Source organism: Sphingopyxis sp. JAI108, assembly GCF_013410105.1.
GTDB classification, from domain to species: Bacteria; Pseudomonadota; Alphaproteobacteria; order Sphingomonadales; family Sphingomonadaceae; genus Sphingopyxis; species Sphingopyxis chilensis.
On the sequence record NZ_JACCCJ010000001.1, the window covers coordinates 1,389,211 to 1,410,431 of the forward strand.

31 protein-coding genes are annotated in these 21,221 nt (G+C 65.1%); 20 read left to right on the forward strand and 11 right to left on the reverse strand.

Annotation, left to right across the window (positions count from 1 at the left end; all coding sequences use genetic code 11):
• The first annotated feature begins 20 nt into the window (after window positions 1-20).
• Window positions 21-626 (forward strand): TetR/AcrR family transcriptional regulator, encoded by a 606-nt coding sequence (locus HDC29_RS06635; RefSeq protein ID WP_179495548.1) that lies wholly within the window; start codon window positions 21-23, stop codon window positions 624-626.
• 76 nt (window positions 627-702) lie between these two features.
• The gene (locus HDC29_RS06640) at window positions 703-2,505 is read left to right on the forward strand and encodes a sensor domain-containing diguanylate cyclase (protein ID WP_179495557.1); all 1,803 of its coding nucleotides are present in this window, start codon (window positions 703-705) and stop codon (window positions 2,503-2,505) included.
• A gap of 85 nt (window positions 2,506-2,590) precedes the next feature.
• Here the strand turns inward: HDC29_RS06640 and HDC29_RS06645 are convergent, their stop codons facing one another.
• On the reverse strand, window positions 2,591-2,998 hold the full coding sequence (locus HDC29_RS06645; protein ID WP_179495559.1) for a ribonuclease E inhibitor RraB: 408 nt from the start codon (window positions 2,996-2,998) through the stop codon (window positions 2,591-2,593).
• 191 nt (window positions 2,999-3,189) lie between these two features.
• Here HDC29_RS06645 and HDC29_RS06650 point away from each other — a divergent pair, with 191 nt between their 5' ends.
• Complete coding sequence (locus tag HDC29_RS06650; RefSeq protein ID WP_179495561.1) at window positions 3,190-3,678, forward strand: hypothetical protein; 489 nt, start codon at window positions 3,190-3,192, stop codon at window positions 3,676-3,678.
• A gap of 56 nt (window positions 3,679-3,734) precedes the next feature.
• Here HDC29_RS06650 and HDC29_RS06655 read toward each other — a convergent pair whose 3' ends face one another.
• The 4 genes from HDC29_RS06655 to HDC29_RS06670 all read right to left on the reverse strand — a co-directional run bounded on the left by HDC29_RS06655 (window position 3,735) and on the right by HDC29_RS06670 (window position 6,259).
• A complete protein-coding gene (locus HDC29_RS06655) occupies window positions 3,735-4,505 on the reverse strand; it encodes a hypothetical protein (RefSeq protein ID WP_179495563.1) in 771 nt (256 codons plus the stop codon).
• A complete protein-coding gene (locus HDC29_RS06660) occupies window positions 4,495-4,719 on the reverse strand; it encodes a helix-turn-helix transcriptional regulator (protein ID WP_179495565.1) in 225 nt (74 codons plus the stop codon). The genes HDC29_RS06655 and HDC29_RS06660 overlap by 11 nt, the downstream gene beginning before the upstream one ends.
• A gap of 9 nt (window positions 4,720-4,728) precedes the next feature.
• Entirely contained in the window at window positions 4,729-5,232 is a 504-nt protein-coding gene (locus HDC29_RS06665; protein ID WP_179495567.1) for a DUF2975 domain-containing protein, read from the reverse strand.
• A 181-nt stretch (window positions 5,233-5,413) separates the two neighbouring features.
• Window positions 5,414-6,259 carry a hypothetical protein gene (locus HDC29_RS06670; RefSeq protein ID WP_179495569.1) on the reverse strand — a complete coding sequence of 282 codons (846 nt, stop codon included), beginning with the start codon at window positions 6,257-6,259 and terminating at the stop codon, window positions 5,414-5,416.
• A gap of 410 nt (window positions 6,260-6,669) precedes the next feature.
• Between HDC29_RS06670 and HDC29_RS06675 the strand changes: the two genes are divergently transcribed.
• On the forward strand, window positions 6,670-6,852 hold the full coding sequence (locus HDC29_RS06675; protein WP_179495571.1) for a CsbD family protein: 183 nt from the start codon (window positions 6,670-6,672) through the stop codon (window positions 6,850-6,852).
• A 96-nt stretch (window positions 6,853-6,948) separates the two neighbouring features.
• Here HDC29_RS06675 and HDC29_RS06680 read toward each other — a convergent pair whose 3' ends face one another.
• From HDC29_RS06680 to HDC29_RS06690, 3 genes are all read right to left on the reverse strand, one after another.
• On the reverse strand, window positions 6,949-7,701 hold the full coding sequence (locus tag HDC29_RS06680; RefSeq protein ID WP_179495573.1) for a hypothetical protein: 753 nt from the start codon (window positions 7,699-7,701) through the stop codon (window positions 6,949-6,951).
• Window positions 7,702-7,837: 136 nt separating this feature from the next.
• On the reverse strand, window positions 7,838-8,389 hold the full coding sequence (locus tag HDC29_RS06685; protein WP_179495575.1) for a GNAT family N-acetyltransferase: 552 nt from the start codon (window positions 8,387-8,389) through the stop codon (window positions 7,838-7,840).
• Window positions 8,390-8,551: 162 nt separating this feature from the next.
• Window positions 8,552-8,950 (reverse strand): glycine zipper 2TM domain-containing protein, encoded by a 399-nt coding sequence (locus HDC29_RS06690; RefSeq protein ID WP_179495577.1) that lies wholly within the window; start codon window positions 8,948-8,950, stop codon window positions 8,552-8,554.
• A gap of 184 nt (window positions 8,951-9,134) precedes the next feature.
• On the opposite strand from HDC29_RS06690, the gene HDC29_RS06695 reads away from it, so the two are divergent.
• Both HDC29_RS06695 and rarD read left to right on the forward strand, forming a co-directional pair.
• The gene (locus HDC29_RS06695) at window positions 9,135-9,362 is read left to right on the forward strand and encodes a hypothetical protein (RefSeq protein ID WP_373562770.1); all 228 of its coding nucleotides are present in this window, start codon (window positions 9,135-9,137) and stop codon (window positions 9,360-9,362) included.
• 12 nt (window positions 9,363-9,374) lie between these two features.
• Window positions 9,375-10,292 (forward strand): EamA family transporter RarD, encoded by a 918-nt coding sequence (gene rarD / locus HDC29_RS06700; RefSeq protein WP_179495579.1) that lies wholly within the window; start codon window positions 9,375-9,377, stop codon window positions 10,290-10,292.
• A 145-nt stretch (window positions 10,293-10,437) separates the two neighbouring features.
• On the opposite strand, the gene pyrC is transcribed toward rarD, so the two are convergent.
• Complete coding sequence (gene pyrC, locus HDC29_RS06705) at window positions 10,438-11,460, reverse strand: dihydroorotase (RefSeq protein ID WP_179495580.1); 1,023 nt, start codon at window positions 11,458-11,460, stop codon at window positions 10,438-10,440.
• A gap of 58 nt (window positions 11,461-11,518) precedes the next feature.
• Here pyrC and HDC29_RS06710 point away from each other — a divergent pair, with 58 nt between their 5' ends.
• The 5 genes from HDC29_RS06710 (at window position 11,519) to HDC29_RS06730 (ending at window position 14,970) form a co-directional block, all read left to right on the forward strand.
• Window positions 11,519-12,256 carry a folate-binding protein YgfZ gene (locus HDC29_RS06710; protein WP_179495581.1) on the forward strand — a complete coding sequence of 246 codons (738 nt, stop codon included), beginning with the start codon at window positions 11,519-11,521 and terminating at the stop codon, window positions 12,254-12,256.
• Between the two features lie 31 nt (window positions 12,257-12,287).
• Window positions 12,288-12,908 carry a hypothetical protein gene (locus tag HDC29_RS06715; protein ID WP_179495582.1) on the forward strand — a complete coding sequence of 207 codons (621 nt, stop codon included), beginning with the start codon at window positions 12,288-12,290 and terminating at the stop codon, window positions 12,906-12,908.
• 56 nt (window positions 12,909-12,964) lie between these two features.
• On the forward strand, window positions 12,965-13,507 hold the full coding sequence (locus HDC29_RS06720) for a TIGR02281 family clan AA aspartic protease (protein WP_257018083.1): 543 nt from the start codon (window positions 12,965-12,967) through the stop codon (window positions 13,505-13,507).
• Window positions 13,508-13,544: 37 nt separating this feature from the next.
• A complete protein-coding gene (locus HDC29_RS06725) occupies window positions 13,545-14,153 on the forward strand; it encodes a hypothetical protein (RefSeq protein WP_179495584.1) in 609 nt (202 codons plus the stop codon).
• 151 nt (window positions 14,154-14,304) lie between these two features.
• Window positions 14,305-14,970 (forward strand): MBL fold metallo-hydrolase, encoded by a 666-nt coding sequence (locus HDC29_RS06730; protein ID WP_306455564.1) that lies wholly within the window; start codon window positions 14,305-14,307, stop codon window positions 14,968-14,970.
• 5 nt (window positions 14,971-14,975) lie between these two features.
• On the opposite strand, the gene HDC29_RS06735 is transcribed toward HDC29_RS06730, so the two are convergent.
• Window positions 14,976-15,413 carry an MAPEG family protein gene (locus HDC29_RS06735; RefSeq protein ID WP_179495585.1) on the reverse strand — a complete coding sequence of 146 codons (438 nt, stop codon included), beginning with the start codon at window positions 15,411-15,413 and terminating at the stop codon, window positions 14,976-14,978.
• 329 nt (window positions 15,414-15,742) lie between these two features.
• Here HDC29_RS06735 and rpmF point away from each other — a divergent pair, with 329 nt between their 5' ends.
• The 9 genes from rpmF (at window position 15,743) to HDC29_RS06780 (ending at window position 20,558) form a co-directional block, all read left to right on the forward strand.
• Window positions 15,743-15,922 carry a 50S ribosomal protein L32 gene (rpmF, locus tag HDC29_RS06740; RefSeq protein ID WP_056348227.1) on the forward strand — a complete coding sequence of 60 codons (180 nt, stop codon included), beginning with the start codon at window positions 15,743-15,745 and terminating at the stop codon, window positions 15,920-15,922.
• Between the two features lie 22 nt (window positions 15,923-15,944).
• The gene (gene plsX, locus HDC29_RS06745) at window positions 15,945-16,979 is read left to right on the forward strand and encodes a phosphate acyltransferase PlsX (protein ID WP_179495587.1); all 1,035 of its coding nucleotides are present in this window, start codon (window positions 15,945-15,947) and stop codon (window positions 16,977-16,979) included.
• Window positions 16,976-17,941, forward strand: a complete 966-nt coding sequence (locus HDC29_RS06750; RefSeq protein ID WP_306455565.1) for a beta-ketoacyl-ACP synthase III — start codon at window positions 16,976-16,978, stop codon at window positions 17,939-17,941. Before plsX ends, HDC29_RS06750 begins: the two co-directional genes overlap by 4 nt.
• A gap of 189 nt (window positions 17,942-18,130) precedes the next feature.
• Window positions 18,131-18,424 (forward strand): integration host factor subunit alpha, encoded by a 294-nt coding sequence (locus HDC29_RS06755; protein ID WP_037556786.1) that lies wholly within the window; start codon window positions 18,131-18,133, stop codon window positions 18,422-18,424.
• Window positions 18,425-18,453: 29 nt separating this feature from the next.
• Window positions 18,454-18,825: a MerR family transcriptional regulator gene (locus HDC29_RS06760; RefSeq protein ID WP_179495589.1), complete on the forward strand. Its 372-nt coding sequence runs from the start codon at window positions 18,454-18,456 to the stop codon at window positions 18,823-18,825.
• 412 nt (window positions 18,826-19,237) lie between these two features.
• Window positions 19,238-19,738 (forward strand): hypothetical protein, encoded by a 501-nt coding sequence (locus tag HDC29_RS06765; RefSeq protein ID WP_179495591.1) that lies wholly within the window; start codon window positions 19,238-19,240, stop codon window positions 19,736-19,738.
• A gap of 55 nt (window positions 19,739-19,793) precedes the next feature.
• Entirely contained in the window at window positions 19,794-20,021 is a 228-nt protein-coding gene (locus HDC29_RS06770; protein ID WP_179495593.1) for a DUF2384 domain-containing protein, read from the forward strand.
• On the forward strand, window positions 20,011-20,244 hold the full coding sequence (locus HDC29_RS06775) for a hypothetical protein (RefSeq protein ID WP_179495595.1): 234 nt from the start codon (window positions 20,011-20,013) through the stop codon (window positions 20,242-20,244). Before HDC29_RS06770 ends, HDC29_RS06775 begins: the two co-directional genes overlap by 11 nt.
• Before the next feature lie 44 nt (window positions 20,245-20,288).
• Window positions 20,289-20,558: a hypothetical protein gene (locus HDC29_RS06780; protein ID WP_179495597.1), complete on the forward strand. Its 270-nt coding sequence runs from the start codon at window positions 20,289-20,291 to the stop codon at window positions 20,556-20,558.
• Window positions 20,559-20,613: 55 nt separating this feature from the next.
• Here HDC29_RS06780 and HDC29_RS06785 read toward each other — a convergent pair whose 3' ends face one another.
• Window positions 20,614-21,165, reverse strand: a complete 552-nt coding sequence (locus tag HDC29_RS06785; RefSeq protein ID WP_179495599.1) for a histidine phosphatase family protein — start codon at window positions 21,163-21,165, stop codon at window positions 20,614-20,616.
• Window positions 21,166-21,221 lie beyond the last annotated feature (56 nt).

The following is a 21,221-nucleotide window of genomic DNA, read 5'->3' on the forward strand; positions in this document are numbered from 1 at the left end:
ATGTTTACAGTGGCAACATCATGGCAAGCAAAGATAACAGTGTCAACTTAAAAGGCGGGGCGCCGAAGACGGCGCGCGCCTATCATCATGGCGACCTGCGCGCGGCGGTCATCGCGACGGGGCTGAAGAGGCTGGCCGAGGGCGACGGCGCCGAGCTGGGGCTGCGCGCGCTGGCGCGCGACGTCGGGGTCAGCGCGACCGCGCTCTACCGCCATTTCCCCGACAAGGAAGCGCTGCTCGACGCGCTCGCCGACGAGGGGCTGCGGCGGCTCGGCGCGTTGCAGGCGCAGGCGTGGCTGAAGGCGGGCGGCGGGGTCGCGGGCTTCAAGGCGACGGGGATCGCCTATGTCCGCTTCGCCCACGACGAGCCCGCGCTTTTCCGCCTGAGCTTCACGCGCCAGATGCCCGACCGCAAGGAAGGCGGCGACGGCGGCGAGGTTGCGTACAATCTGCTGCGCGCCGGGGTCGGCGAAGCGCTGCCCGGCGTGGACAATGTCGATATCGCCGCCCTGCACGCCTGGGCGCTGGTGCACGGCCTCGCGATGCTGATCCTCGACCGGCGCATCGACTGGGACGAGGCGAAGGTGGCGGAAGTCGTCGGCCTGACCTTTGGCGGGGTGGACTGATCGCGGGAAAAACCGGGCCGCAAGGGCGGCGCGTTATATTAGCGGTTTATTTTACCCTTTTCGGCTAACTGGTTGCATGACCCAGTCGCTGTCCCCCAGAGTCGAGGCGGTCTTTTGGTTCCTCCTGACCGCGACGGGATATTTCCTGCTGGCGAGCCTGTCGCTGCACGCGACCAAGGGCGCCGACAATATCGCGGCGGTCTGGCCGCCGAGCGGCTATTTCCTGGCGCTGCTGCTGTTGATGCCGAGCCATGCGCGCGCGCGCCTTTCGGCGTTCGCGGGCATGGCGTCGGCGAGTTTCGCGGCGAACCTGTGGGGCGGCGTGCCGCCGCTGTCGTGCATCGCCTATACATTGGCGAACGCGTGCGAAGCCGCGGTCGCGCTGTGGCTGATCCGCCGCCGCGAGGTGGGCGAGCTGTCGTTCATGGTTCCGCGCGCGGTCGCGGGTTTTTGCCTAGCGGCCCTGGGCGCGAGCGTGGTCAGCGCCGCGGTGGCCTGGGCCCTGGTCGAAGGACTGACCGGGGCGAGCGCCGATTTCTTCCTGTCGTGGCTGACCACGGTGCTGTTGGGGATGCTGATCGTCACGCCGCCGATCGTGATGCTCGCGCGGATGATCGGGACAAAGGCGATGGACAATGCATCGCGGGCGATGAAGGCCGAAGCCGCAGCGATCCTGACGCTGTCGGGCCTCGTCACCATCGCGGCCTTTTCGCAGTCCGAGTTTCCGCTGACCTTCCTGCCGTGCATGGCGGTCGTCGCGGCGGCGTACCGGCTCGGTCCGTTCGGCGCCGCGGCAGGAATGCTGATCGTGACGATCATCACATCGTTGATGACCGGGCAAGGCTATGGGCCGATCGCCGCGATCGAGGAGGCGTCGAAGGTCAAGGTGCTGTTCCTGCAATTCTATCTGCTGTCGCTGCTGTTCACGACGCTGCCGCTGGCGGCGATGCTGATCGTCCGCCAGCGGCTGGCGAAGCGGCTGGAGCAGAGCAACCGCTGGCTGCTCCAGGCCGAGGCGGCGGCGCTCGTCGGCCATTGGCGCGTCGATCTGGTCGGCTGGTCGATCCGCTGGTCCGACCAGGCCTATCGCATCCACGGGCTCGTTCCCGGCACGCCCGTCGATGTGAACTATAGCGTCGAACAATATATCGCCGAAGACGGCGTCGCGGTGCGAAAGATATTGGAACAGGCGGTCCGTACCGGCGAACCGTTCGAGTTCCAGGGGCGCATCCGGCGCGCCGACGGCGAGATTCGCCACGTGAAGTCGCACGGATCGATCGAAACGGGGCGGGGCGGCCGGGCCATCGCGATTTTCGGTACCGTGCAGGACGTCACCGAGATCGTCGAAAATGCGCGGATACTGGAAGCTGCGCGCAGCGCCGCCGAGCGCGTCGCGAACACCGACATGCTGACCGGCCTGCCCAACCGGCGGCACACGCTGGCCTTCCTCGAAAAGGCGCTGGAGGGCGCGCGCGAACATGGCGCGCCGCTGGCGGTCGCGATATTCGACATCGACCATTTCAAGCGGATCAACGACACCCACGGCCATGCGATGGGCGACCGCGTCATCCACCGCGTCGGTCAGCGCGCCAAGGCCGCGCTGCGCGACGAGGATATGCTGGGCCGGATCGGCGGCGAGGAATTCGTCTGTATCCTCCAGCGCGCGAGCGCGCAGGCCGCCGAAATCGTCGCCGAGCGCGTCCGCAAGGCGGTCGAAACCGGCACCGCGGCCGAAGACGGCCTGCCGCAGGCGACGGTCAGCATCGGCCTTGCGGTCTTTGACGGCGAGCTCGACATCGAGGAGCTGTTGCACCGTGCGGATCAGGCGCTCTATGCGGCGAAGCGCGACGGCCGGAACCGGCTGCGCATGGCGGCCTGACGGCGGAAGGTTCCGGTTTGGGAATATTGGCGGGTTTGGGGTGGGGAGCGGAAAGCGGGCCGGATGCTGCGACGCTGGGATGGGCTCAGTCGGTTGCTTCTTCGACGGAAGTTTCCCATCCGTCATATTTTACCTTGTAATGAGCCTCCATCCTCAGCGTGTCTTGGCGAAGCCGAGCCAAATCCTCGGGCGTCGTCGATTGCTCTCGTTCAAGCCAAAGATAGAGTTTGCCGTCAGCGTCACTTACATCAACCAATCGCCAACCTAAGGCAATGGCATCGCCTTTAAGTCGATTGATCGGTGCATCTTCCCCAGCAAAATACACGCTGACTGGTCGAACGATATTGGGGGCGTCCCCAGCGTCCCTCAGGGCGCTGACGACTTCAGCGTCAGACATCTCCTCTTTTGCGAGGCGCTCTGCCGTGATCGGAACCTGATCCAACCCCATTGAGAGGATTCCTGCGGCGAGAACCATCGATAACATTTGGCTCATGTGCCACTGCCCACCGATGTCTGCAACTGGTCGTTTCCCGACATTGCATCCGGATCGGCGACGAACGACAGAAACGGGGTGGGAAGCGGACAGTCGGTTTTCAGGACCGGTACGTCGTTAAGCGGATCGTCACAATTAGAAGCCCAAACTCAGACGGACGAGCACTTCTACTACCCAAGAATGAGCCGAGCATGAAACTTGCGATACGGATTGTAGTTACGATGCTCACGGCTGCCACCATTGCACCCGCAATGTCGGCCGAAAAACCAGCTGATCAATTGGAACTGCTTCATGATCCTGAAATTCGGGTCATCGTTATCGGTCGCCAATGGGTGCCAAGCCCAGATGTCCAACAAAGTGCGTTCGATTTCGGAGAGACGTTCTTCGCAAACGGCACGTGGCAAAGCTGGCGCGCCGAGCGCGCCTTGGTTCAGCTAGAAGGCGTATGGACAATCGAAAACGATAAGCTTTGCGTCAAGCTTACGAAAACGCGCTCTGGCGTTCCAATGGCGGGCGATATCCGTTGTCGGACAGTGCGGCGGATCGTCGGTGGCGATAAAATCGCAATGACAGATCTCGATGCTTCCATCGGTCAGGCCGACCAATTACTTGTTTTTTCGGAGAGGCCGTTTCTTTCGGACACGCACTTGTTCCCGAGCGACGGCTTTCGACGGCGCTAGCCGCGCGCCCAACGTCAAATTGTGGTCGAAAGCTACCGTTCGCCATCGCGGGCTCTTCAAATCATCGGGGCCTGCGCCGGATCGGGCCGCAGGTCTTCGCCCTTTACCGCGGCGGCATGGCGCGCGGCGACGGCGTTGCTGCCCGCCATGGTCAGCGCCAGCAGGCCGACGACGAGCGCGTCGAGCAGGAGGAGCGGCCCGTCGATGATCGCCGGGGCGACGATCGCGCCGAAGCTGAGCGCATAATGCACGATCATCAGCGGCAGCACGCCCGCGAGGATCAGCAGCACGGTGCGCCAGAAGCTGCCCGCCATGATCCGGATCGAGCGGATCGGGCCGATCGCGGCGTTGCCGAGCGCCCAGGCGACGGTCCATGCGGTGAAATAGATGCCGGCAATGCTGCCGAGCAGGACCAGCGCATAGCCGGTCCATTGCGCGGCCGGGCCGGAAAGGCCCATGAGGCCGGTGAGCGAGGGGCCGAACAGCGCCCACCATTGCTGCAAGCCATTGAGCGCAAACAGGATGAGCCACAGGCCGATCGCGGGCCATTCGATGCGTGCCGCGCGCCGCGCGTCGAAATCGAAGAGGATGTAGCGCGTGAACCAGTAACCGGGCAGCAGCAGCGCCAGCGTCTTCGCGAACCCGAACTGGAGGCGAAGCATGTCGCCCTCGGCCGCCTTGGCCCCGGCGATCCCGTCGTACATGCCCGCGCGCCATTCGACGACATGCTGCGCGAGTTCGACCAGCACGGGAATGATGAAGAGGAGCGGGCAGGCGAGGGCGAAGGCCCACGCGCTGCGATAGATGGTCGCGATGTCAGTCTGCATCGGCGGGCCCTTCCGGGTCGAAGGCGATCAGGTCGCCGGGTTGGCATTCGAGCGCGCGGCAGATCGCGTCGAGCGTCGAGAAGCGGATCGCCTTGGCCTTGCCGGTCTTGAGCACCGACAGGTTGGCGACGGTGATGTCGACGCGTTCGCTGAGTTCGGTCAGCGTCATCCGCCGCCGCCACAGCATGTCGTCGAGCAGGATGCGGATCGCCATATTAGGACCCTAAATCGTCTGTTCGAGTTCTTCGCGCATCGCCGCGCCCTGTTCAAAGATGCGCGCGAGGACGAAGAGGAGGAGGACGGCGAGCCACGCGGCCAGGCTGGGCTGCCAGCCGAACACCTCTCCGCTGGTGCGCGACATTTCGAGCGAAAGCCAGCCGTAACCCGCGTCGATGACCTGCGTCGCGAGCAGCCACCAGCCGATCGTGCGGAGGCGCCGGGCGTTATCGGAGGTGAAGGCCGCGCCCGCCCGTGTCGCGTCGATCATCGCGATCAGCCGCGTGAAGATCGCATGCGCCGCAATGGCGATCGGGATGCAGAGCAGGAGGGTGATGCGGAACAGGTCGAGCATGTAACCGCCATCGACTGCGGGCTTGGCGCCGGCGATCGCGTCCACGACGATATCGGGCCGCAGGCTGGTCGCGACCAGCGCCACCATGAACAGCGCGAGCAGCACCCAGTTCAGGATATTCAATCCCATGAGCAGCCGGCGGCTCCAGAGCAACATCGCGAATCCCTCTTTGATTATCGACACGCTACATATCGATAATCGATAAGTTGTATATTGCAAGGCGATATTGCGACGGCTGAGCTGATGACGATCAGGAGAATGGGGCGAGGGTGGCTTCGCGCATGGAAAAGGGCGCGGAAGCGATGCTTCCGCGCCCCGATCCCTGAGCCGAAACGGCTTAGTTGGCGGGCTGTTCGACCGTCGCGTCGGCGGCGGCGGTCGCGTCGGCCTGCTGCGCCGGTTCGCCCGTCGCCTGCGCGACGGCGGCGGCGAACTGTTCGGCGGTATAGGCTGCTGCCAGGCCGGCGGGCGACATCAGGAAAGCGCTGCGCGGCAGGCTGACATCATCGCCCGAAGGCGTCGTCACCACAACCGCATCGGCGCTGGCCGACTTGACCTTGCCGAGCACAGCGGCGCCCTTGAGGCTGCGGACGTCGGTGCCCGCCACGAGCGCTGCGGCGACCGCGGCGTCATCGGCGGCGGCGGCGGTGTTCACTTCCTGCATCGCGGCGGCGAACTGTTCGGCGGTGAAGCTGGTCGCGAGACCGGCCTGGCCGATGAAGAAGGCGCTGCGCGGCAGTTTCACGTCGCCGGTCGGGCTGGTGAGCACCACGCCGTCGGCGGCGACAAGCTTGACCTTGCCGAGGATGGAGTTGCCGTTGACGCCGCGGACGTCGGCGCCGGGCTGGAGCGCGGCGGTCAGCTTGGCCTCGTTGCCCGCGGCGGCCTGATCGACCGCAGCCATGACCTGCGCCTTGGTGGCGCCGATCGTCGGACCCTGTTCAAGCTTGCCGAAGGAATTGGCCGGGAGGGTGACCTGCTTGCCTTCGCCGAGATCGACGACGACATTCGCGCCCTGCGCGCTCGAGACGGTGCCGAGTTCGGCGCCCTCGGAGTCGAAAACCTTGGTGCCGACCGAAAGGTCGACCGTCGCCGCGGCGGCGTCCTGTGCCATTGCGGGGGCGGCCACGACGGCCGCCATGCCGAGAGAGAAAGTTGCAACAAAGCCTGCGAGTTTCCGCATCGCTTGGGGTCTCCTTTGAGGAATTGAGATTGGAACGGATGAATCTTGAACGCGCATAAGGGCGCAAGGGCCACGCCAAGGCTGACGAACCGTGCCTTGGACGGGGTGAGGCGAGTATTTGCCGTAGCGGGAGGAGCGAACCGGCATTCCGGGGGACTCGCCCCGGGGACCCGCAGCGCCTCTTGCCCATTTGGGTGATGCGGGCCCGCGGGGCGGTCGGTCGAGGCCAGCGCGGCTATGAATCCCCGATCAGTTGCGGCACGGCGACGCGAGGGCATCCACTCTCCCTCTTGGGCAGTCGTCCTTTCTCCGGAACATTCTGTCGCCGTCACGGAACATCTGTCCCCGCGCCTCGTTGGTTGGACAAGAGGCGCACCCCCTTCGCCTCTGGAAAAACAAGGAGATACGCCGTGGGTGAACTCACCGAAAAAGCCAAAGGTCTTGCCAACGAAGCCGCCGGCAATGTGAAGCAGGCGACGGGCAAGGCGACCGACAACGAGCGTCTTCGTGCCGAAGGCGAGGCGCAGGAGCGCAAGGGCGAAGCCCAGAATCTGAAGGGCAAGGTCCAGGGCGCGCTCGGCGACAAGATCTGACCGCCAAGACCTGATAGCCTGCTCACGCAAGCGACGAAAAAGGCCCCGGGAACCCTCTCCCCGGGGCCTTTTTCATGGGCCGCGCGGAGGTGAGGCCTATTTGCCGCCCGAGGCGACGATATCGACGTCGGTCATCCCGCCGTCGCGGCGCATCATCAGCACATAGGCGAGATCGCCCTTCGTGCCGCCGAGCAGATGCTCGTTGCCGTTGACGCGGTGATCGCTGGTATAGCCGGCGCGGATCGCCATCGTGTGATAATAATCGAGCACTGCCTGCATCGACGCCGCGGTCTGGAAATTGACGACGCGGATATTGCATTTGCCGCCGGCGATCCCGGCGGCTTCGCGCAGCGTCGCGCGCGGATAGACTTTGAACGCGGCGGGCAGGCGGTCGGCCCAGGCGTTGCTGTAGGTCAGCTTGGCGTCGCAGCCGCCCTTCTGCTGGTCGCGCGCGAGCGCGCCGATGGTGACCGGGCGCGCCTGTGCCGCGCAGCCGTCGCAGCCGGCCGCTTCCATCGGAAGCGCCCGGGGCGCGGTGAGCAGCTTGCCGGCCTTCAGCGCCGCGGCGGCTTCGGCAGCGGTCGCGGCCTTGCCGCCCGCGATGCCGGGGACGCCGCCGTCGATCGGCCGGTTGCCCGGCCCGACGGCGTTGCGGTTCGACTGGCCGGCGAGCTTCGGATCGACCATGATCTTGTCTTCGAGCGAACCCTTGATCGCGGGATCGTCGCTCGTCAGCCCGTCGTCGAGCGGTGCGAGATCGGCCTTGGCATTCGGATTGTCCCGGCAGCCGCCGAGCGGCATCGTCGCCATCAGCAAGCCGGCAACGATCCAATTTCCGCGCAACTTCATCGCTAACACTCCCTTAATCCTTTACCGGGAATGCCCGATCCTGGTCAAAAAGGCCCAAATAAAATGCGTTAACGCGGTGGGGTTTATGCCCCGAAAACTGTCTCGGAGCGAGACGCTTTCGCGAAATGGCGCGCGTTCAGGGCTGAAATTGCTTGCGCCTGGCGCGCCACGCGTCGGCGCTCTGCGTCCACGCATCGACGGGCGCGTCCTCGAACGGCGCGGGGAGGCGGGTCGGCCCGCTGTTCGTCGCGCCGAGCCGTTTCGCGAGGGCTTGCGAGCGCGTGTTGGCGGGATCGATGCTGTGCATCAGTTCGGGCCATTTCAGGAATTCGACCGCGAAATCGCAGGCGGCGACGCTGCCTTCGAAGGCGTAGCCCTTGCCCGCGAAGCGCGCGCTGACGCCATAGCCGATCTCGGGCGCCGGCCAGCCGTCGGGCTCCCACGGGCCGAGGCGGCCGACCCATTCGCCGGTATCGCGTTCGATCACCGAGAACATCGAAAAGCCGCGGATATGCCACGCGCCCGCAAGCGTGCACCATTGGCGCCACGCCGCCGAGCGCGGGCACGCGCCGCCGATGAAGCGCATCGTGTCTTCTTCGGCGCACATGGCGGCGAAAGCCTCGAAATCCTCCGCCGCGGGCGGGCGGAGGATCAGGCGCTCGGTGACGAGCAGGGGGCCGTTCAGCATGATCTATCACTTTCCCGCAGCGTTGGACGACGCTTGTGGGGCAAGAACGGTCGATGGACAAGCCGCACGCGCTTGAGGGCACCGGCGTTAACCGGTGCCCTCGCCATCAGCGTGTACGGGTGGAGGGGTCTCGAACCCGCACTCGAGACGGTTTCTGTCTCATTAGCGGCAGCGATATTTGTCGCGGTCGATCTCGCGGCCGAGCAGCGCGCCACCCGCGGCGCCGAGCACGGTACCGAGCAGCTTGTCGCCGCCACCGGCGATTTCGTGGCCGGCGAGGCCGCCGACGGCGCCGCCGATCAGGAGGCCGGTCGTGCCATTGTCCTTCTTGCAGCGATAACGGCCATCATTGTCGCGCCAGATACGGGTGTTGCGGCTGACGCGCTCGTCACGCGCATAATAGCGGCGATCCTTGCGCTTGCGGTAGAAGTCCGACGCCTGTTCGAACTCGTGATAGCCCGGCGCCTTGGCGGGGGTCGTCACGCCGGCGTGAAGCGGGGTGGTGCCGAGGACGCTGGCGGCGACGAACGCGCCCATCAGGCCTTTGGTGAAGATACGCATAGTAAAGTCCTTTCCTGGTTCGGCAGCTCCGCCCCCTTTGAACAGGGGCGTGCGCTTCGAGGGAAAAACGAGCCGGCTCCCGATCGCGTTGCATTAACCCAAGGCAACAAGACGAAGCGAGCGCATCCATCGACGAACCGAAAGGCCCTTGCCGCATCGGCAGCGGCGTGCGAGAAACGGAGCCATGCTCAATATCGGATCGCTCGTCATCGGCGCCATCGCCTTGGTTCTGGCCGTTTTTGCGTTCATTCCGCTGCTCGGCTGGGCGAACTGGGTCATCATCCCTTTCGCCGTCATCGGGCTCGCGCTGCGCGATGTCGGACAAGACGAGCGGGCGGAACCTCAATATCGTCGTCATCGTCATCGGCGTCATCCGCCTGATGCTGGGCGGCGGCATCATCTGACCCTCTAGAAGTCAAAAGCCATGGCTCAGACACCGGGCCCCGCGGGGAGCGACCAGGGCGGGCTGCCCTATGCCATTGCAGCCTATGGCATCTGGGGCTTCGTCCCGCTCTTCTTCAAGCTGATCGCGAGCGTCCCGCCGGTCGAGGTGCTGGCGCAGCGGATCATCTGGTCGCTGCCGCTCTGCTTCGCGATCATGCTCTTCCGGCGGCAGATCGGCGAATATCTGGCGGCATTGAAGGACTGGCGGACGCTGCGGCTGCTGCTGGCAAGCGCGGTGCTGATCGCGGTGAACTGGCTCGTCTATATCTATTCGATCTTCACCGACCATGTGCTCGCGGCGAGCCTCGGCTATTATCTCAACCCGCTGGTCAATGTGATGCTGGGGATGATCTTTCTCGGCGAGCGGTTGTCGCGGTTGCAGCTGGTGGCGGTCGTCATCGCGGGCGTGGGCGTCGCGATCCTGCTCGCGGGGGCGCTCGATACGCTGTGGATCAGCCTGACGCTTGCCTTCTCTTTCGGTATCTATGGTCTGCTCCGCAAAGTCGCGCCGGTCGGATCGCTGCCGGGGCTTTCGGTCGAGACGACGGTGCTGCTCTTGCCCTCGCTCGGCGTCGCTGCCTGGTATCTGTGGGCGGGCGACGGGCGCGGCTTTGGATCGGACACGTCGATCAGCCTGCTGCTGATGGCGGGCGGTGTCGTCACCGCGGTGCCGTTGCTGCTCTTTGCGACCGCGGCGCGCCGGATGAGCTATGCGGCGCTCGGCTTCGTCCAGTTCCTCGCGCCGACGCTGCAGTTCCTTTTGAGCCTGTTCGTGTTCCACGAACCGCTCAAGCCCGTGCAGCTCGCCTGTTTCGTGCTGATCTGGATCAGCATCGCAGTGTTCAGTTTCGACATGCTGCGCAAGATGCGCGCCGAACGGATGATCGAGGTGGCCTAGGGCCGCCTATTCTGTCCTCTTCATGCCGGACTTGATCCGGCATCCATCGCCGCAGCCGCTGCATGGACCCCGGCTTTCGCCCGGGAGCATGAACTTACGTGCCCACAGGGGATAATCTCCGGCCAAGTCCGGGTGACGAAGAAAGTTAAACCAGCCGCCAGCCCAGCGTTTCGCCCGCGTGGAAGGGGACGACTTCGCCGATGCGGTCGGGGACGAGCGTCCCGGCGCGTTCGAGCGTCACCGTGCCCTCGTTGAGCGGCAGGCCGTAGAAGCGCGGGCCATGTTCGCTGGCAAAGCCTTCGAAATGGGCGAGCGCGCCGTCCTCGTCGAACGCCTTGATGTAGCTTTCGAGCGCATAGGGCGCGTTGAAGATGCCCGCGCAGCCGCACGAGGCTTCCTTGGTATGCACGGCGTGCGGCGCGCTGTCGGTGCCGAGGAAGAATTTGGGCGAGCCCGAGGTCGCGGCCTTGCGCACCGCGAGCCGGTGATGCTCGCGCTTGGCAACGGGCAGGCAGTAAGCGTGCGGGCGGATGCCGCCGACAAGCATCGCGTTGCGGTTGATGTGGAGATGCTGCGGGGTGATCGTCGCGGCGACATTGGCGGGCGCGTCGGCGACGAACTGCGCCGCTTCGGCTGTCGTGATATGTTCGAAGACGATCTTGAGGCCGGGCAGCGCACGGACGAGGGGTTCGAGCGTGCGTTCGATGAACACCGCCTCGCGGTCGAAGATGTCGACGTGTGCGTCGGTGACCTCGCCGTGGATGAGGAGCGGCATGCCGATGTCCTGCATCCGTTCGAGCACGCCCATGATGTTCGCGACGTCGGTAACGCCATGCGCGCTGCCGGTGGTCGCGTGCGCAGGATAGAGTTTGGCGGCGGTGAACACGCCCTCTTCATGGCCGCGCGCCATCTGGTCGGGGTCGCTGTGGTCGGTGAGATAGGCGACGATCAGCGGCGTGAAATCGAGATCGGCGGGCACCGCAGCGTTGATGCGGTCGCGATACGCGCGGCCTTCCTCGGCGGTCGTGACCGGCGGCGAGAGGTTCGGCATGACGATCGCGCGCGCGAACTGGCGCGCGGTATAGGGCGCGACATGGGCCAGCATCGCGCCGTCGCGCAGATGGACATGCCAGTCGTCGGGGCGGCGGATCGTCAGGCGGTCGGTCATCGAAAAGACTCGTCGTAAGTGGGCTTGGCTTTGGCTGCCGCGTCCCTAGATTATCGCCATGGCCAATACCACCCTTCACGACCGCGCCCTCATCCGTCTGTCGGGGGAGGACGTTCGCGGCTTCCTGCAAGGTCTGGTCACCAACGACACGTCGGGCAATCTGCCGGTGTGGGCGGCGCTGCTCACCGCGCAGGGCAAGGCATTGTTCGATTTCCTGATCTGGGCCGACGAGGAGGATGTGCTGATCGACTGCGAGCGCGAGGCCGCCGACGCGCTCGCCAAACGGCTGACGCTCTATCGGCTGCGCCGGGCGATCACGATCGAGCGCGACGAGGGGCTTGCCGTCCACTGGGCGCCCGAAGGCAACCTTGGCGTCGTCGATCCGCGGCTTTCCGAACTCGGCCAGCGCTGGCTCGCGCCGGCGGATGAAGGCGCAGGCGCAGACGGGGACGCCGATGCGGCGTGGCGCGCGCATCGGCTGGCGCTCGGCGTCACCGAAGGGCGCGCCGAGCTTGGCGACGGAACGACGCTCTGGCTCGAATGCAATGCCGCCGAACTCAACGGGGTCAGCTTTACCAAGGGCTGTTACGTCGGGCAGGAAAATACCGCGCGGATGAACTGGCGGCAGAAGGTGAACCGGCGGCTGGTCGTGGTGCCGATCGCCAATGCTGACGAAAAGCGGCAGGTGATCGCCTATCCCGAACTTGGCTGGTCGGTCGAGCATCGGCGGGCGGAGAATGTCGATGCCGCCGAAGCGCCGGAATGGCTGCGCGAGGGGCTCGCCGCCGGTTCATGACAGGTGCAGGCTTTGCTGATAGATTGCGGCCATGCGCGCACTGCTGATTTCCTCGGCGCTCGCCGCCGCTTTTGCCCTGTCGGCCGCCGTCGGCGCGGTGCCGACTTCGTTGCTGCCTGCCGAGCCGGAGATCGCGGCGCCGCCCTCCCGGCTTTCCCCGCTCGCGGCGGACTCGGCGTGGACCCCGCGTTTCGAGGCCGCGGCGGACGAACTGGCAGCGGCGCTGCGTTCGCGCGACGAGGCCCAATGGGCGCCGCTGCTTGGCGGACGTTGGCTGGCCGCTGCCGATCGCGAGCGCATAAGGAGCCTGCTCGACGATCGTGACAGCCCGTTCCTTCATGCACTTTTCTCGAAGGGATATACGCATCGCGCGATTCTTGGCTGGAACGCCCCCGCGTCGATGAGCGCCGCCGAGCGCGCAGCGATCGAAGCCGGGAAGGAGGCCGAGGCGCTCGTCTGCTGGACCGCGGGCGGAAGCGGCGAGGGGCCCTGGCCGGCGACGGCGCGCGACGCCGACAATCGCCCCGGTCAGCCCTATGCCTGCGCACGAATCGCTTACAGCATTCGCGGCGAGGCGCCGACCTGGCGCGCTTTCATCGAACAGGGCGAGGAGCGCGCGGCGGCGGCCGCCGCACCACGCGAACCCGCTTAACCAATCTCCAACCCAAATTTGCGACAAACCCGTCCATGATCGGACGGTTTCTTGGATTGGCGGTCGCCATCACGGCGTTGGCGGTCGGCGTGGCGAGCGTCGCCAGCCGATCGACCGGCGATGGCGGCGATGCGCCGGTGACGGCGGCGACGCAGGACAACAGCAACTGGACGACGCAGCGCGGCAAGCGCGGCTGGTCGTCGGGTGTCCCGTCGTCGGGCGCGCGATCGCCGGGCGGCGAAGTGCGGCTCGGCCGGTCGGGCGATTCGCATTTCTATGCCGACACCGAAGTCGACGGCACCAATATCCGGATGATGGTCGACAGCGGTGCGTCGATCGTCGCGCTGACACGCCGCGATGCCGAGGCGATCGGGATCGATGTCGACAGCCTGCCGATCGGCGGCATGGCGCGCACCGCGGGCGGCGACGTGCCGATGCGCACCGTGACGCTCGACAGTGTCGTCGTCGAGGGGATCGAGGTGCGGCGGGTCCCGGCGGCGGTGATCGATGCCGACATGGGCGTGTCGCTGCTCGGGCAGAGTTTTCTGTCGAAGCTGGATGCCGTCAATGTCGAGGAGGATATGATGACGCTGCGGTGACGCGGCGGCTTTGGGGTGGGAAGCGGACTGTCTGGTAATGACCTTGGCTGTTCAGAGCGGACGCTTTGATTTGTTGCGCGGACGGGTAAACAGATCAGTGAACGGGTTTCGGGACAGGGGCAATCGAGTGCACAAAGGGGCTTCTATCTTAGGCTTGATTGCCATGCTGTGCCTTGGCGGATGCGAGGGGGACGAGGCATCTCGCTCGTCGCAACAGCGGCGTGGAGAAAAAGCTATCTCTACCGTGTCGGCTAGCCCCGAGATTCAGAATCCTTTTCCGGGCGCCAAGGAAGTTCGGCTTTTTGTTGAAAAAGGATATGGCCCGGATGGCACGCCAATTTTGAGTAGGCCCGAGGGTCGCCTTTTAAGTGCCAGCGAGTTGGCAGATTTTGAAGGGGCCTTGCGTATCGAAAAAGCTCCAGAAGCCATGGCCGCTTGTTTTATCCCACATCATTTTTTCCGCTATTATGACGAGCGCGGCAGGCAAATCGGCGAGATCAATATCTGCTTCTGCTGCTCAGGCGTAGAAGCATCCAAGGGCGCAAAAATATCGGTAGGTCCTGATCAAATCCTGGCGGCCGATTACAAGAAGCTGGAGGCTCTCGTCCTTCGTCTAGGCGAACCGACAGATGTGCTCTGCGATTGATGGAGCGGGGCCTCAAATAAATTGCCGCTTTCGGGATCGAGAGCGTTTGCATCTGAGGACGGCAATCGGTCGTGAACTGCCACACCGGGGCGGCGGTCGCGATCGCGCGCCGGCCTTGCCATTCGCGACGCTTTTCCCCACATCGAGCGCCATGAATGCTTCCAATCCCCCGATGCGCGCGGCGATCGTGCCGGTCACCGCTTTCCAGCAGAATTGCACGCTCCTGTGGTGCACCGCGACGAACAAGGCGGCCTTTGTCGACCCCGGCGGCGACCTGCCCAAGCTGAAAGAAGCGGTGCAGCAGACCGGCGTCGAGGTCGAGAAGATCCTCGTCACCCATGGGCATATGGATCATTGCGGGCAGGCGGGGATGCTCGCGAAGGAACTTGGCGTCCCGATCGAGGGGCCGCACGAGGACGACCGTTTCTGGATCGAAGCCTTTGCCGAGGACGGCGCGCGTTTCGGGATGGTCGGCGAATCCTTCGAGCCCGACCGCTGGCTGGTCGATGGCGACACGGTGACGGTCGGCAATCTCGAGATCGATGTCATTCATTGCCCGGGGCATACGCCGGGGCACGTCGTGTTCCACCATGCGCCGTCGAAGCTGGCGATCGTCGGCGACGTGATCTTTCAGGGATCGATCGGGCGCACCGACTTCCCGCGCGGCAACCACCAGCAATTGCTCGATTCGATCACGCAGAAGCTGTGGCCGCTGGGCGGCGACACGACCTTTCTGCCGGGGCATGGTGCGCACAGCAATTTCGCCCACGAACGGCGGACGAACCCGTTCGTGAGCGATATGGCGCTGGGCGGCTAGACGGATCAGCGCGGCGCGACCGCCACTTCCTCGATTTCGGTCGTCGTGATGTTCGTCGGCGTCAGATAGACGATCGCGAGCGCGCCGATGGCGAGGCCGAGCAGCGTCAGCATGGTGATGATCGTGCCGGCCATGCGGCCCCACATCATGCCGTCCATGCCGAGCGCGTGGAGGATGCGGCCGACAAGGTAGAGCGCGCCAACGCCCCACAGCCACATCGACGAGCCGAGGCCGAGTTCGACGAGCGCGAGCAGGATCAGCACGAAAGCGGTGTTTTCGACGAAATTGCTGTGCGCGCGCATCCGCCGGGTGAGGAGGTCGTTGCCGCCGTCGCCGATAAAGACCTTTTCCCTTGTGCGAACGCGGCCGACGCGGACCGAGAGCCACAGGTTGAGCAGCGCCGCGCCGGCGGCGATCGTCAGGCTGATCGGCAAGATTATCATTTGGCTTCCCCCTTATGGGCCGGTCGTTCCGGCGATGGGGGCGGTGTGGCATCGCCGGGCGCGCAGGGCAAGCTTGTGCCCGATAATGAAGCCGTGGCCATCTTCGCGCGCAATGGGCTTGCCTTTGCGGGCAAAAACGCTATAGCCGCGCCCGATCCGGCACCCGACACCATCTGGCGTTGAGGCACCTTCCGGCGGAAGATTTTTCCTGCGTCATCTGGGCGGGAATGGGCTTCGGCGTGGCGGGCGGGCCAGTCATTCCCGGCGACGGAGATGACAAATCCGGGTAGCCGATTCGTGACACACTATTTGAGAATGCAGGAAAAATCATGGCCGTTCCCAAGCGAAAAACCTCGCCCTCGAAGCGCGGAATGCGTCGCAGCCACGACAGCCTGAAGGTCGAAGCCTATCAGGAATGCCCGAATTGCGGCGAGCTGAAGCGCCCGCACAACCTTTGCAACGCCTGCGGCCACTATAACGGCCGCGAAGTGGTGTCGGTCGGCGCGTAAAAATTCAGCCGGAGGGCATTAGATGGCACTGACACCGCGAATCGCAATCGATGCGATGGGCGGTGACGTCGGCGTGCAGATGATGCTCGCCGGCGCCGCGATGGCGCGCCACAAGCATGATGGCCTCCGCTTCATCCTCGTCGGCGACGAGGTGCAGATCAAGGCGGCGCTCGACAACCACCCGAACCTGCGCGCGGCGTCGGATATCCTCCACACCGACGGCGTCGTGAAGGGCGAGGACAAGCCCAGCCAGGCGATCCGCAAGGCGAAGAGCACCTCGATGGGACTCGCCATCGACGCGGTGAAGCGCGGCGATGCCGGCGGCGCCGTGTCGGCGGGCAACACCGGCGCGCTGATGGCGATGGCGAAGCTGGCGCTGCGCACGATGCCGGGAATCGACCGGCCCGCGCTCGCGGCGCTGCTGCCGACGCTCGGCGACAATGACGTCGTGATGCTCGACCTCGGCGCCAACACCGATTGCGACGCCAACAATTTGATCCAGTTCGCGGTCATGGGCGCCGCCTATGCGCGCACCGCGATGGGGCTGGAACGTCCGCGCGTCGCGCTGCTCAACATCGGCACCGAGGAATTGAAGGGCACCGACGAGATCCGCGACGCCGCGGCGCGGCTGCGCGAGGTGCACGGGCTGCCGATGGAATTCACCGGCTTTATCGAGGGCGACAAATTGTCGCGCGGCGATGTCGACGTGATCGTCCACGACGGTTTTTCGGGCAATATCGCGCTGAAGACGATCGAGGGGACGGCGCGTTTCGTGACCGACCTGCTCCGCCGCGCCTTCACCAGTTCGACGCGCTCGAAGATCGGCTTCCTGATCTCGCGCCCGGCGACCGAACTGCTGCGCCACCATCTCGACCCCAATAATCACAATGGCGCGGTGTTCCTCGGCCTCAACGGCGTGGTGCTCAAGAGCCATGGCAGCGCCGACGCGAAGGGGGTCGCGAACTGCGTCCACCTGTGCGCCGAGCTGATCGAAAAGGATATCACGCGCCAGGTGACCGAGGATCTCGCGAATTTCCGCAGCGGCGACGCGGCATGACGCTGCGCGCCATCCTGGCCGGCACCGGATCGGCGCTGCCGCGCACGCGGGTTTCGAACGCGGAACTGGCGCAGCGCGTCGATACCAGCGACGAATGGATCGTCGAGCGCACGGGCATTCGCTTTCGCCACATCGCCGAGCCTGACGAGACGACCGCCACGCTTGGCGCCGATGCGGCGCGGCAGGCGCTGACGGCGGCGGGGCTCGAGCCGTCGGACATCGGGCTGATCATCGTCGCCACCGCGACCCCCGACAACACTTTTCCCGCCAGCGCCACGAAGGTGCAGGCGCTGCTCGGCACGCCCGACTGCATCGCGTTCGACGTTGCAGCGGTCTGTTCGGGCTTCCTCTATGCCGTGTCGGTCGCCGACGCGATGCTGCGCACCGGCGCGGCAAAACATGCGCTGGTGATCGGCAGCGAGACGTTCAGCCGTATCCTCGACTGGGAAGACCGCACCACCTGCGTGCTGTTCGGCGACGGCGCGGGCGCGATCATATTGTCGGCGGAGGACGTCGCCGACGACCGCGGCATCCTCGCGACGCGGCTCCACGCAGAGGGCAAATATTCGGACATGCTCTATGTCGATGGCGGACCATCGACGACCGGCACCGTCGGCCACGTCCGGATGCAGGGTCGCGAAGTCTTCCGCCACGCGGTCACCAACCTCGCGAGCGTGCTCGGCGAAGTGATGGAAGATATCGGCCTGTCGGCCGACCAGATCGACTGGGTCGTCCCGCATCAGGCGAACAAGCGGATCATCGACGCGACCGCCAAAAAGCTGGGTTTGCCCGCCGAGCGCGTCGTGCTGACGGTCGACCAGCACGCCAACACATCGGCGGCGTCGGTGCCGCTCGCGCTCGACCTTGCGGTGCGCGACGGGCGCATCAAGCGCGGCGATCTTGTAGTCCTCGAAGCGATGGGCGGCGGCTTCACATGGGGCGCGGCCGTCCTCAGGATGTGACCAAAGGCGGACGCGTCGGCGGCCCGCAGCGGGGCACGGCGGAACTCGTCGCGTCAACTTCTCGCTCCATCCGTTTCAGTTTGGCGGATTAATTCGGATTTGTTACATATGCGTAACGGGACTCGTGACGGTGGGGGCTGTCACAGGACCAATTGCGCATTTTCGCTTCAGGAGGGGGAAGGGATCAACATGACCGCAGGGACACTTACGCGAGCCGATATCGCCAGCCGGATCAACCAGCAGATCGGGCTGTCGCGCAATGAATCGGCGGCGATCGTCGAATCGATTCTGGACCATATGTCCGACGCGCTCGCGGTGGGGCAGAATGTCAAAATCTCGGGCTTTGGAACCTTTGTGCTGCGCGACAAGGCGCAGCGGATCGGCCGCAATCCCAAGACGGGGATCGAGGTGCCGATCCTGCCGCGGCGCGTGATGACGTTTCGCGCCAGCCAGACGATGCGAGCACGCGTTGCCGGCAAATAGCTTTCGCCCCATCGATGCCGAGGCCTGGCATGGCCGGCGATGACGGCAAGGCGCCCAGCGCCATGCTGGCAATCGGCGAACTGGCGGTACGCATCGGGGTGCCGACGCATGTGCTGCGATATTGGGAAACGCGTTTTCCGCAATTGAAGCCGCTCCAGCGGTCGGGCCGCCGTCGCTATTACCGCGCCGAGGATGTCGCGCTCGCCGAACGTATCCACCATCTGTTGCATGTGCAGGGATTTACGGTGGAAGGCGCGCGCAAGGCGCTGTCGGAGCCGGACGCGGCGCCTGCACCACAGGCGGCGCCGATGCGCGATACCCAAGCGCCGCCGCGCGCGGCCGGAATCCCGGTCGAGGCGCTCGTCGCGCTGCGCCAGCGGCTGGCCGCGGCGCTGCAGTGAGGCGACGGCGGTTCGGTCCGATAAGGCCGGCCTAGGGTGAGCGTTTCCGATCCTCCGGGCGGGAAGGATCGGCAGCTTCCAACCAAAAAGAACCTCGATGTGGCGCGGGATTCACGGAAAGAGCCCTGCCAGACGACAGGGCCCTCCCGTCCTCTGCGGTCATGACCAAAGGAAGCCCCGTCGGCTTTCCGGGTCGCCAAGGAAAGCCTCTGTCGTACGAGGCTAGGCCTATTCGGCGATATGTCGAATCAATTCGGCCGCTTCCGCGAGGAGGGCAGGTTTGACGCGCGTTGCGCGGAGCGCGCGCCTTGAAAAACAGGGCTGGCGATCCCACTTACGATATATCGCTGGCTTTGTTCTGCATGCCGGAGACTGAGAGACGATCGCGCTCCCGCAAAAAGGGAGGATGACGGTGGATCTCAACCAACTTCTCTATCATCACCAGATGGCGCTCATGGTCGTGAGCCAAGCCCGGCGCGACGGCCATTTGCTGCCGAGCTTCGATCTGCCGCGCTATTATGCGAAGCGGATCAACGAATATCGCGAGCGCCGCGGCCTGGGGGACGGGTTTGTCGCGGTGGCCGAGCAGGCGCATGGCAGCCCGAAGGCCGGCGCGCCGGTTTCCGAGCCTGCGGCCGATTATCCGGTTTTCGTTGGCGACACGCTGGTTGCCGAATTGCTCGTCAACGAGGCGCTCGCCATGACCGACGAGGAAAGGACATCCTTCGGCCTTGACGACGTCGTTGGCCGCCTTGCCGAGGTCCAGGAAGATATCTGGATTATCGGACGCGACATTTATCGTGCGCTGGGGTTCGATGAGGACAAGCTGGCCACGCTCGCCGCCAAATTGCCTGCCTCGCCCGATTTGCATGGCCGGACGAAGAGCGGGGGCGACGATGCCAGATCCGGATAAACCCCGCCCTGCCTCGGCGAGTCTGCGTACAAATCCGTTTCGGCGAAATCGCCGGTTGACGCCCCTCGCGCCCGATGATGCGCAGCGGCAAGGCGCCATCAGCGCGCTGGCGTTCCAGCTACTTGGCGGGCGGGATGCGGCGCTCGACTTCCTCAACACCGAAGACGCAGTCCTGAGCGGACGTCCGATCGCCGTCGCAACACAAAGCGAGGCTGGCTATGCCAGCGTCGAACGGGAAATCCGCGCGCGATCCGTTTTGCCGGGCGCGCGCCATGGAGAATGATCCCCCGGATGCGAGCCATATCGTGCGATGCTGGTTCGAATGGCAGATCGACGGCCTTGCGCGAAAGGTCATCCTTGTCGTCGAAACCGATCTCCCCATGCAGCCGGACGAAAACGGCTATGAAGTGATCGCTCTCGACCATCTGCGCGCCGCAGCCATCGCGCGGTCGCGTGCGTCACCCGGCGCCATCGACGGGATCCGCATTGTGCCGGTTCGTTACTAGGGCAGGCCCCTGGCCTGCCCCGACAAGAGGATCGAACGTCCGATATGGCAGACTATGAGATCATCGCCGTTCGCGAAGGTACCGGTAACGGCCGGACGCATCATATCGCAGCGGTGAAAGTGGGCGAGAGCCTGTTCCTCGCCGATCAGATCGTCGACTGGATCAACGCCGGGACGCACCGTTTCTGGGTGTGGTTCCAGAATGAAGAGATCAATGTGATCGCGAGGGAGCAAGGCTCTTCGCGGCGCTATTACCTGACCATAACAGGCGGGAGCTTTCCGCCGATCGCTCTGCTATCGCTGCCCCGGTTCTGATCAGGATGCCGGCCTGGCTCGATGGCCGGCATTCCGCGCGATACCGGCGATGCCCTCAATCGTCGTCCATGGCCGGGGCAAGCGCCGGGTCGAGGTCACGGGGGCGGATGAAGTCGGCGAAGCGCGCGATTCCGGTGTCGAGATCGTGCCAGTCGGCGATGTCGAGGTCGAGCCGCGCGAGCGCCGAGGTCGGAAGCTTTTCCTCCACCTTCGCGCGGAGCTCGTCGCCCGCCGATTCGGGGACGAGCATCAGGACCAGATCCTCGAGGCCCGGATTATGGCCCGAGATCAACAGGTGCTGCGCGTCGCGGCCGGTGTCGCGGATCACGTCGATCAGCGTCGCCGCCGACGCGAGATAGATGCGGCGGTCCCAATGCGGTTCGAGCATATCGAGGCCGGCGGCGGGCTGAAAGATGTCGAGCGTTTCGGTCACGCGCACCGCGGGCGAGGCGATGATGCGATCCACCGGTAGCTTCCGCCGTTTCAGCCATTGGCCGATGATTTCGGCGCCGCGCGCGCCGCGCTTGTTGATCGGGCGGTCGAAATCGCGTTCAACCTGGACGTCCCAACCCGATTTGGCGTGGCGCAGGATGGTCAAAGTCTTCAAAATATCTCCCCGCGCCGCTGCGCTATCCCTCGATTTCGCAGGCCTTGTGCCGGAAA

What these genes read in the sequence shown, in the direction of transcription:
- HDC29_RS06635 (WP_179495548.1), top strand. Translation starts at nt 21, where the DNA reads ATGGCAAGCAAAGATAACAGTGTCAACTTAAAAGGCGGGGCGCCGAAG.
- HDC29_RS06640 (WP_179495557.1), top strand. Translation starts at nt 703, where the DNA reads ATGACCCAGTCGCTGTCCCCCAGAGTCGAGGCGGTCTTTTGGTTCCTC.
- HDC29_RS06645 (WP_179495559.1), bottom strand. Translation starts at nt 2,998, where the DNA reads ATGAGCCAAATGTTATCGATGGTTCTCGCCGCAGGAATCCTCTCAATG.
- HDC29_RS06650 (WP_179495561.1), top strand. Translation starts at nt 3,190, where the DNA reads ATGAAACTTGCGATACGGATTGTAGTTACGATGCTCACGGCTGCCACC.
- HDC29_RS06655 (WP_179495563.1), bottom strand. Translation starts at nt 4,505, where the DNA reads ATGCAGACTGACATCGCGACCATCTATCGCAGCGCGTGGGCCTTCGCC.
- HDC29_RS06660 (WP_179495565.1), bottom strand. Translation starts at nt 4,719, where the DNA reads ATGGCGATCCGCATCCTGCTCGACGACATGCTGTGGCGGCGGCGGATG.
- HDC29_RS06665 (WP_179495567.1), bottom strand. Translation starts at nt 5,232, where the DNA reads ATGTTGCTCTGGAGCCGCCGGCTGCTCATGGGATTGAATATCCTGAAC.
- HDC29_RS06670 (WP_179495569.1), bottom strand. Translation starts at nt 6,259, where the DNA reads ATGCGGAAACTCGCAGGCTTTGTTGCAACTTTCTCTCTCGGCATGGCG.
- HDC29_RS06680 (WP_179495573.1), bottom strand. Translation starts at nt 7,701, where the DNA reads ATGAAGTTGCGCGGAAATTGGATCGTTGCCGGCTTGCTGATGGCGACG.
- HDC29_RS06685 (WP_179495575.1), bottom strand. Translation starts at nt 8,389, where the DNA reads ATGCTGAACGGCCCCCTGCTCGTCACCGAGCGCCTGATCCTCCGCCCG.
- HDC29_RS06690 (WP_179495577.1), bottom strand. Translation starts at nt 8,950, where the DNA reads ATGCGTATCTTCACCAAAGGCCTGATGGGCGCGTTCGTCGCCGCCAGC.
- HDC29_RS06695 (WP_373562770.1), top strand. Translation starts at nt 9,135, where the DNA reads ATGCTCAATATCGGATCGCTCGTCATCGGCGCCATCGCCTTGGTTCTG.
- rarD (WP_179495579.1), top strand. Translation starts at nt 9,375, where the DNA reads ATGGCTCAGACACCGGGCCCCGCGGGGAGCGACCAGGGCGGGCTGCCC.
- pyrC (WP_179495580.1), bottom strand. Translation starts at nt 11,460, where the DNA reads ATGACCGACCGCCTGACGATCCGCCGCCCCGACGACTGGCATGTCCAT.
- HDC29_RS06710 (WP_179495581.1), top strand. Translation starts at nt 11,519, where the DNA reads ATGGCCAATACCACCCTTCACGACCGCGCCCTCATCCGTCTGTCGGGG.
- HDC29_RS06715 (WP_179495582.1), top strand. Translation starts at nt 12,288, where the DNA reads ATGCGCGCACTGCTGATTTCCTCGGCGCTCGCCGCCGCTTTTGCCCTG.
- HDC29_RS06725 (WP_179495584.1), top strand. Translation starts at nt 13,545, where the DNA reads ATGACCTTGGCTGTTCAGAGCGGACGCTTTGATTTGTTGCGCGGACGG.
- HDC29_RS06730 (WP_306455564.1), top strand. Translation starts at nt 14,305, where the DNA reads ATGAATGCTTCCAATCCCCCGATGCGCGCGGCGATCGTGCCGGTCACC.
- HDC29_RS06735 (WP_179495585.1), bottom strand. Translation starts at nt 15,413, where the DNA reads ATGATAATCTTGCCGATCAGCCTGACGATCGCCGCCGGCGCGGCGCTG.
- rpmF (WP_056348227.1), top strand. Translation starts at nt 15,743, where the DNA reads ATGGCCGTTCCCAAGCGAAAAACCTCGCCCTCGAAGCGCGGAATGCGT.
- plsX (WP_179495587.1), top strand. Translation starts at nt 15,945, where the DNA reads ATGGCACTGACACCGCGAATCGCAATCGATGCGATGGGCGGTGACGTC.
- HDC29_RS06750 (WP_306455565.1), top strand. Translation starts at nt 16,976, where the DNA reads ATGACGCTGCGCGCCATCCTGGCCGGCACCGGATCGGCGCTGCCGCGC.
- HDC29_RS06755 (WP_037556786.1), top strand. Translation starts at nt 18,131, where the DNA reads ATGACCGCAGGGACACTTACGCGAGCCGATATCGCCAGCCGGATCAAC.
- HDC29_RS06760 (WP_179495589.1), top strand. Translation starts at nt 18,454, where the DNA reads ATGGCCGGCGATGACGGCAAGGCGCCCAGCGCCATGCTGGCAATCGGC.
- HDC29_RS06775 (WP_179495595.1), top strand. Translation starts at nt 20,011, where the DNA reads ATGGAGAATGATCCCCCGGATGCGAGCCATATCGTGCGATGCTGGTTC.
- HDC29_RS06780 (WP_179495597.1), top strand. Translation starts at nt 20,289, where the DNA reads ATGGCAGACTATGAGATCATCGCCGTTCGCGAAGGTACCGGTAACGGC.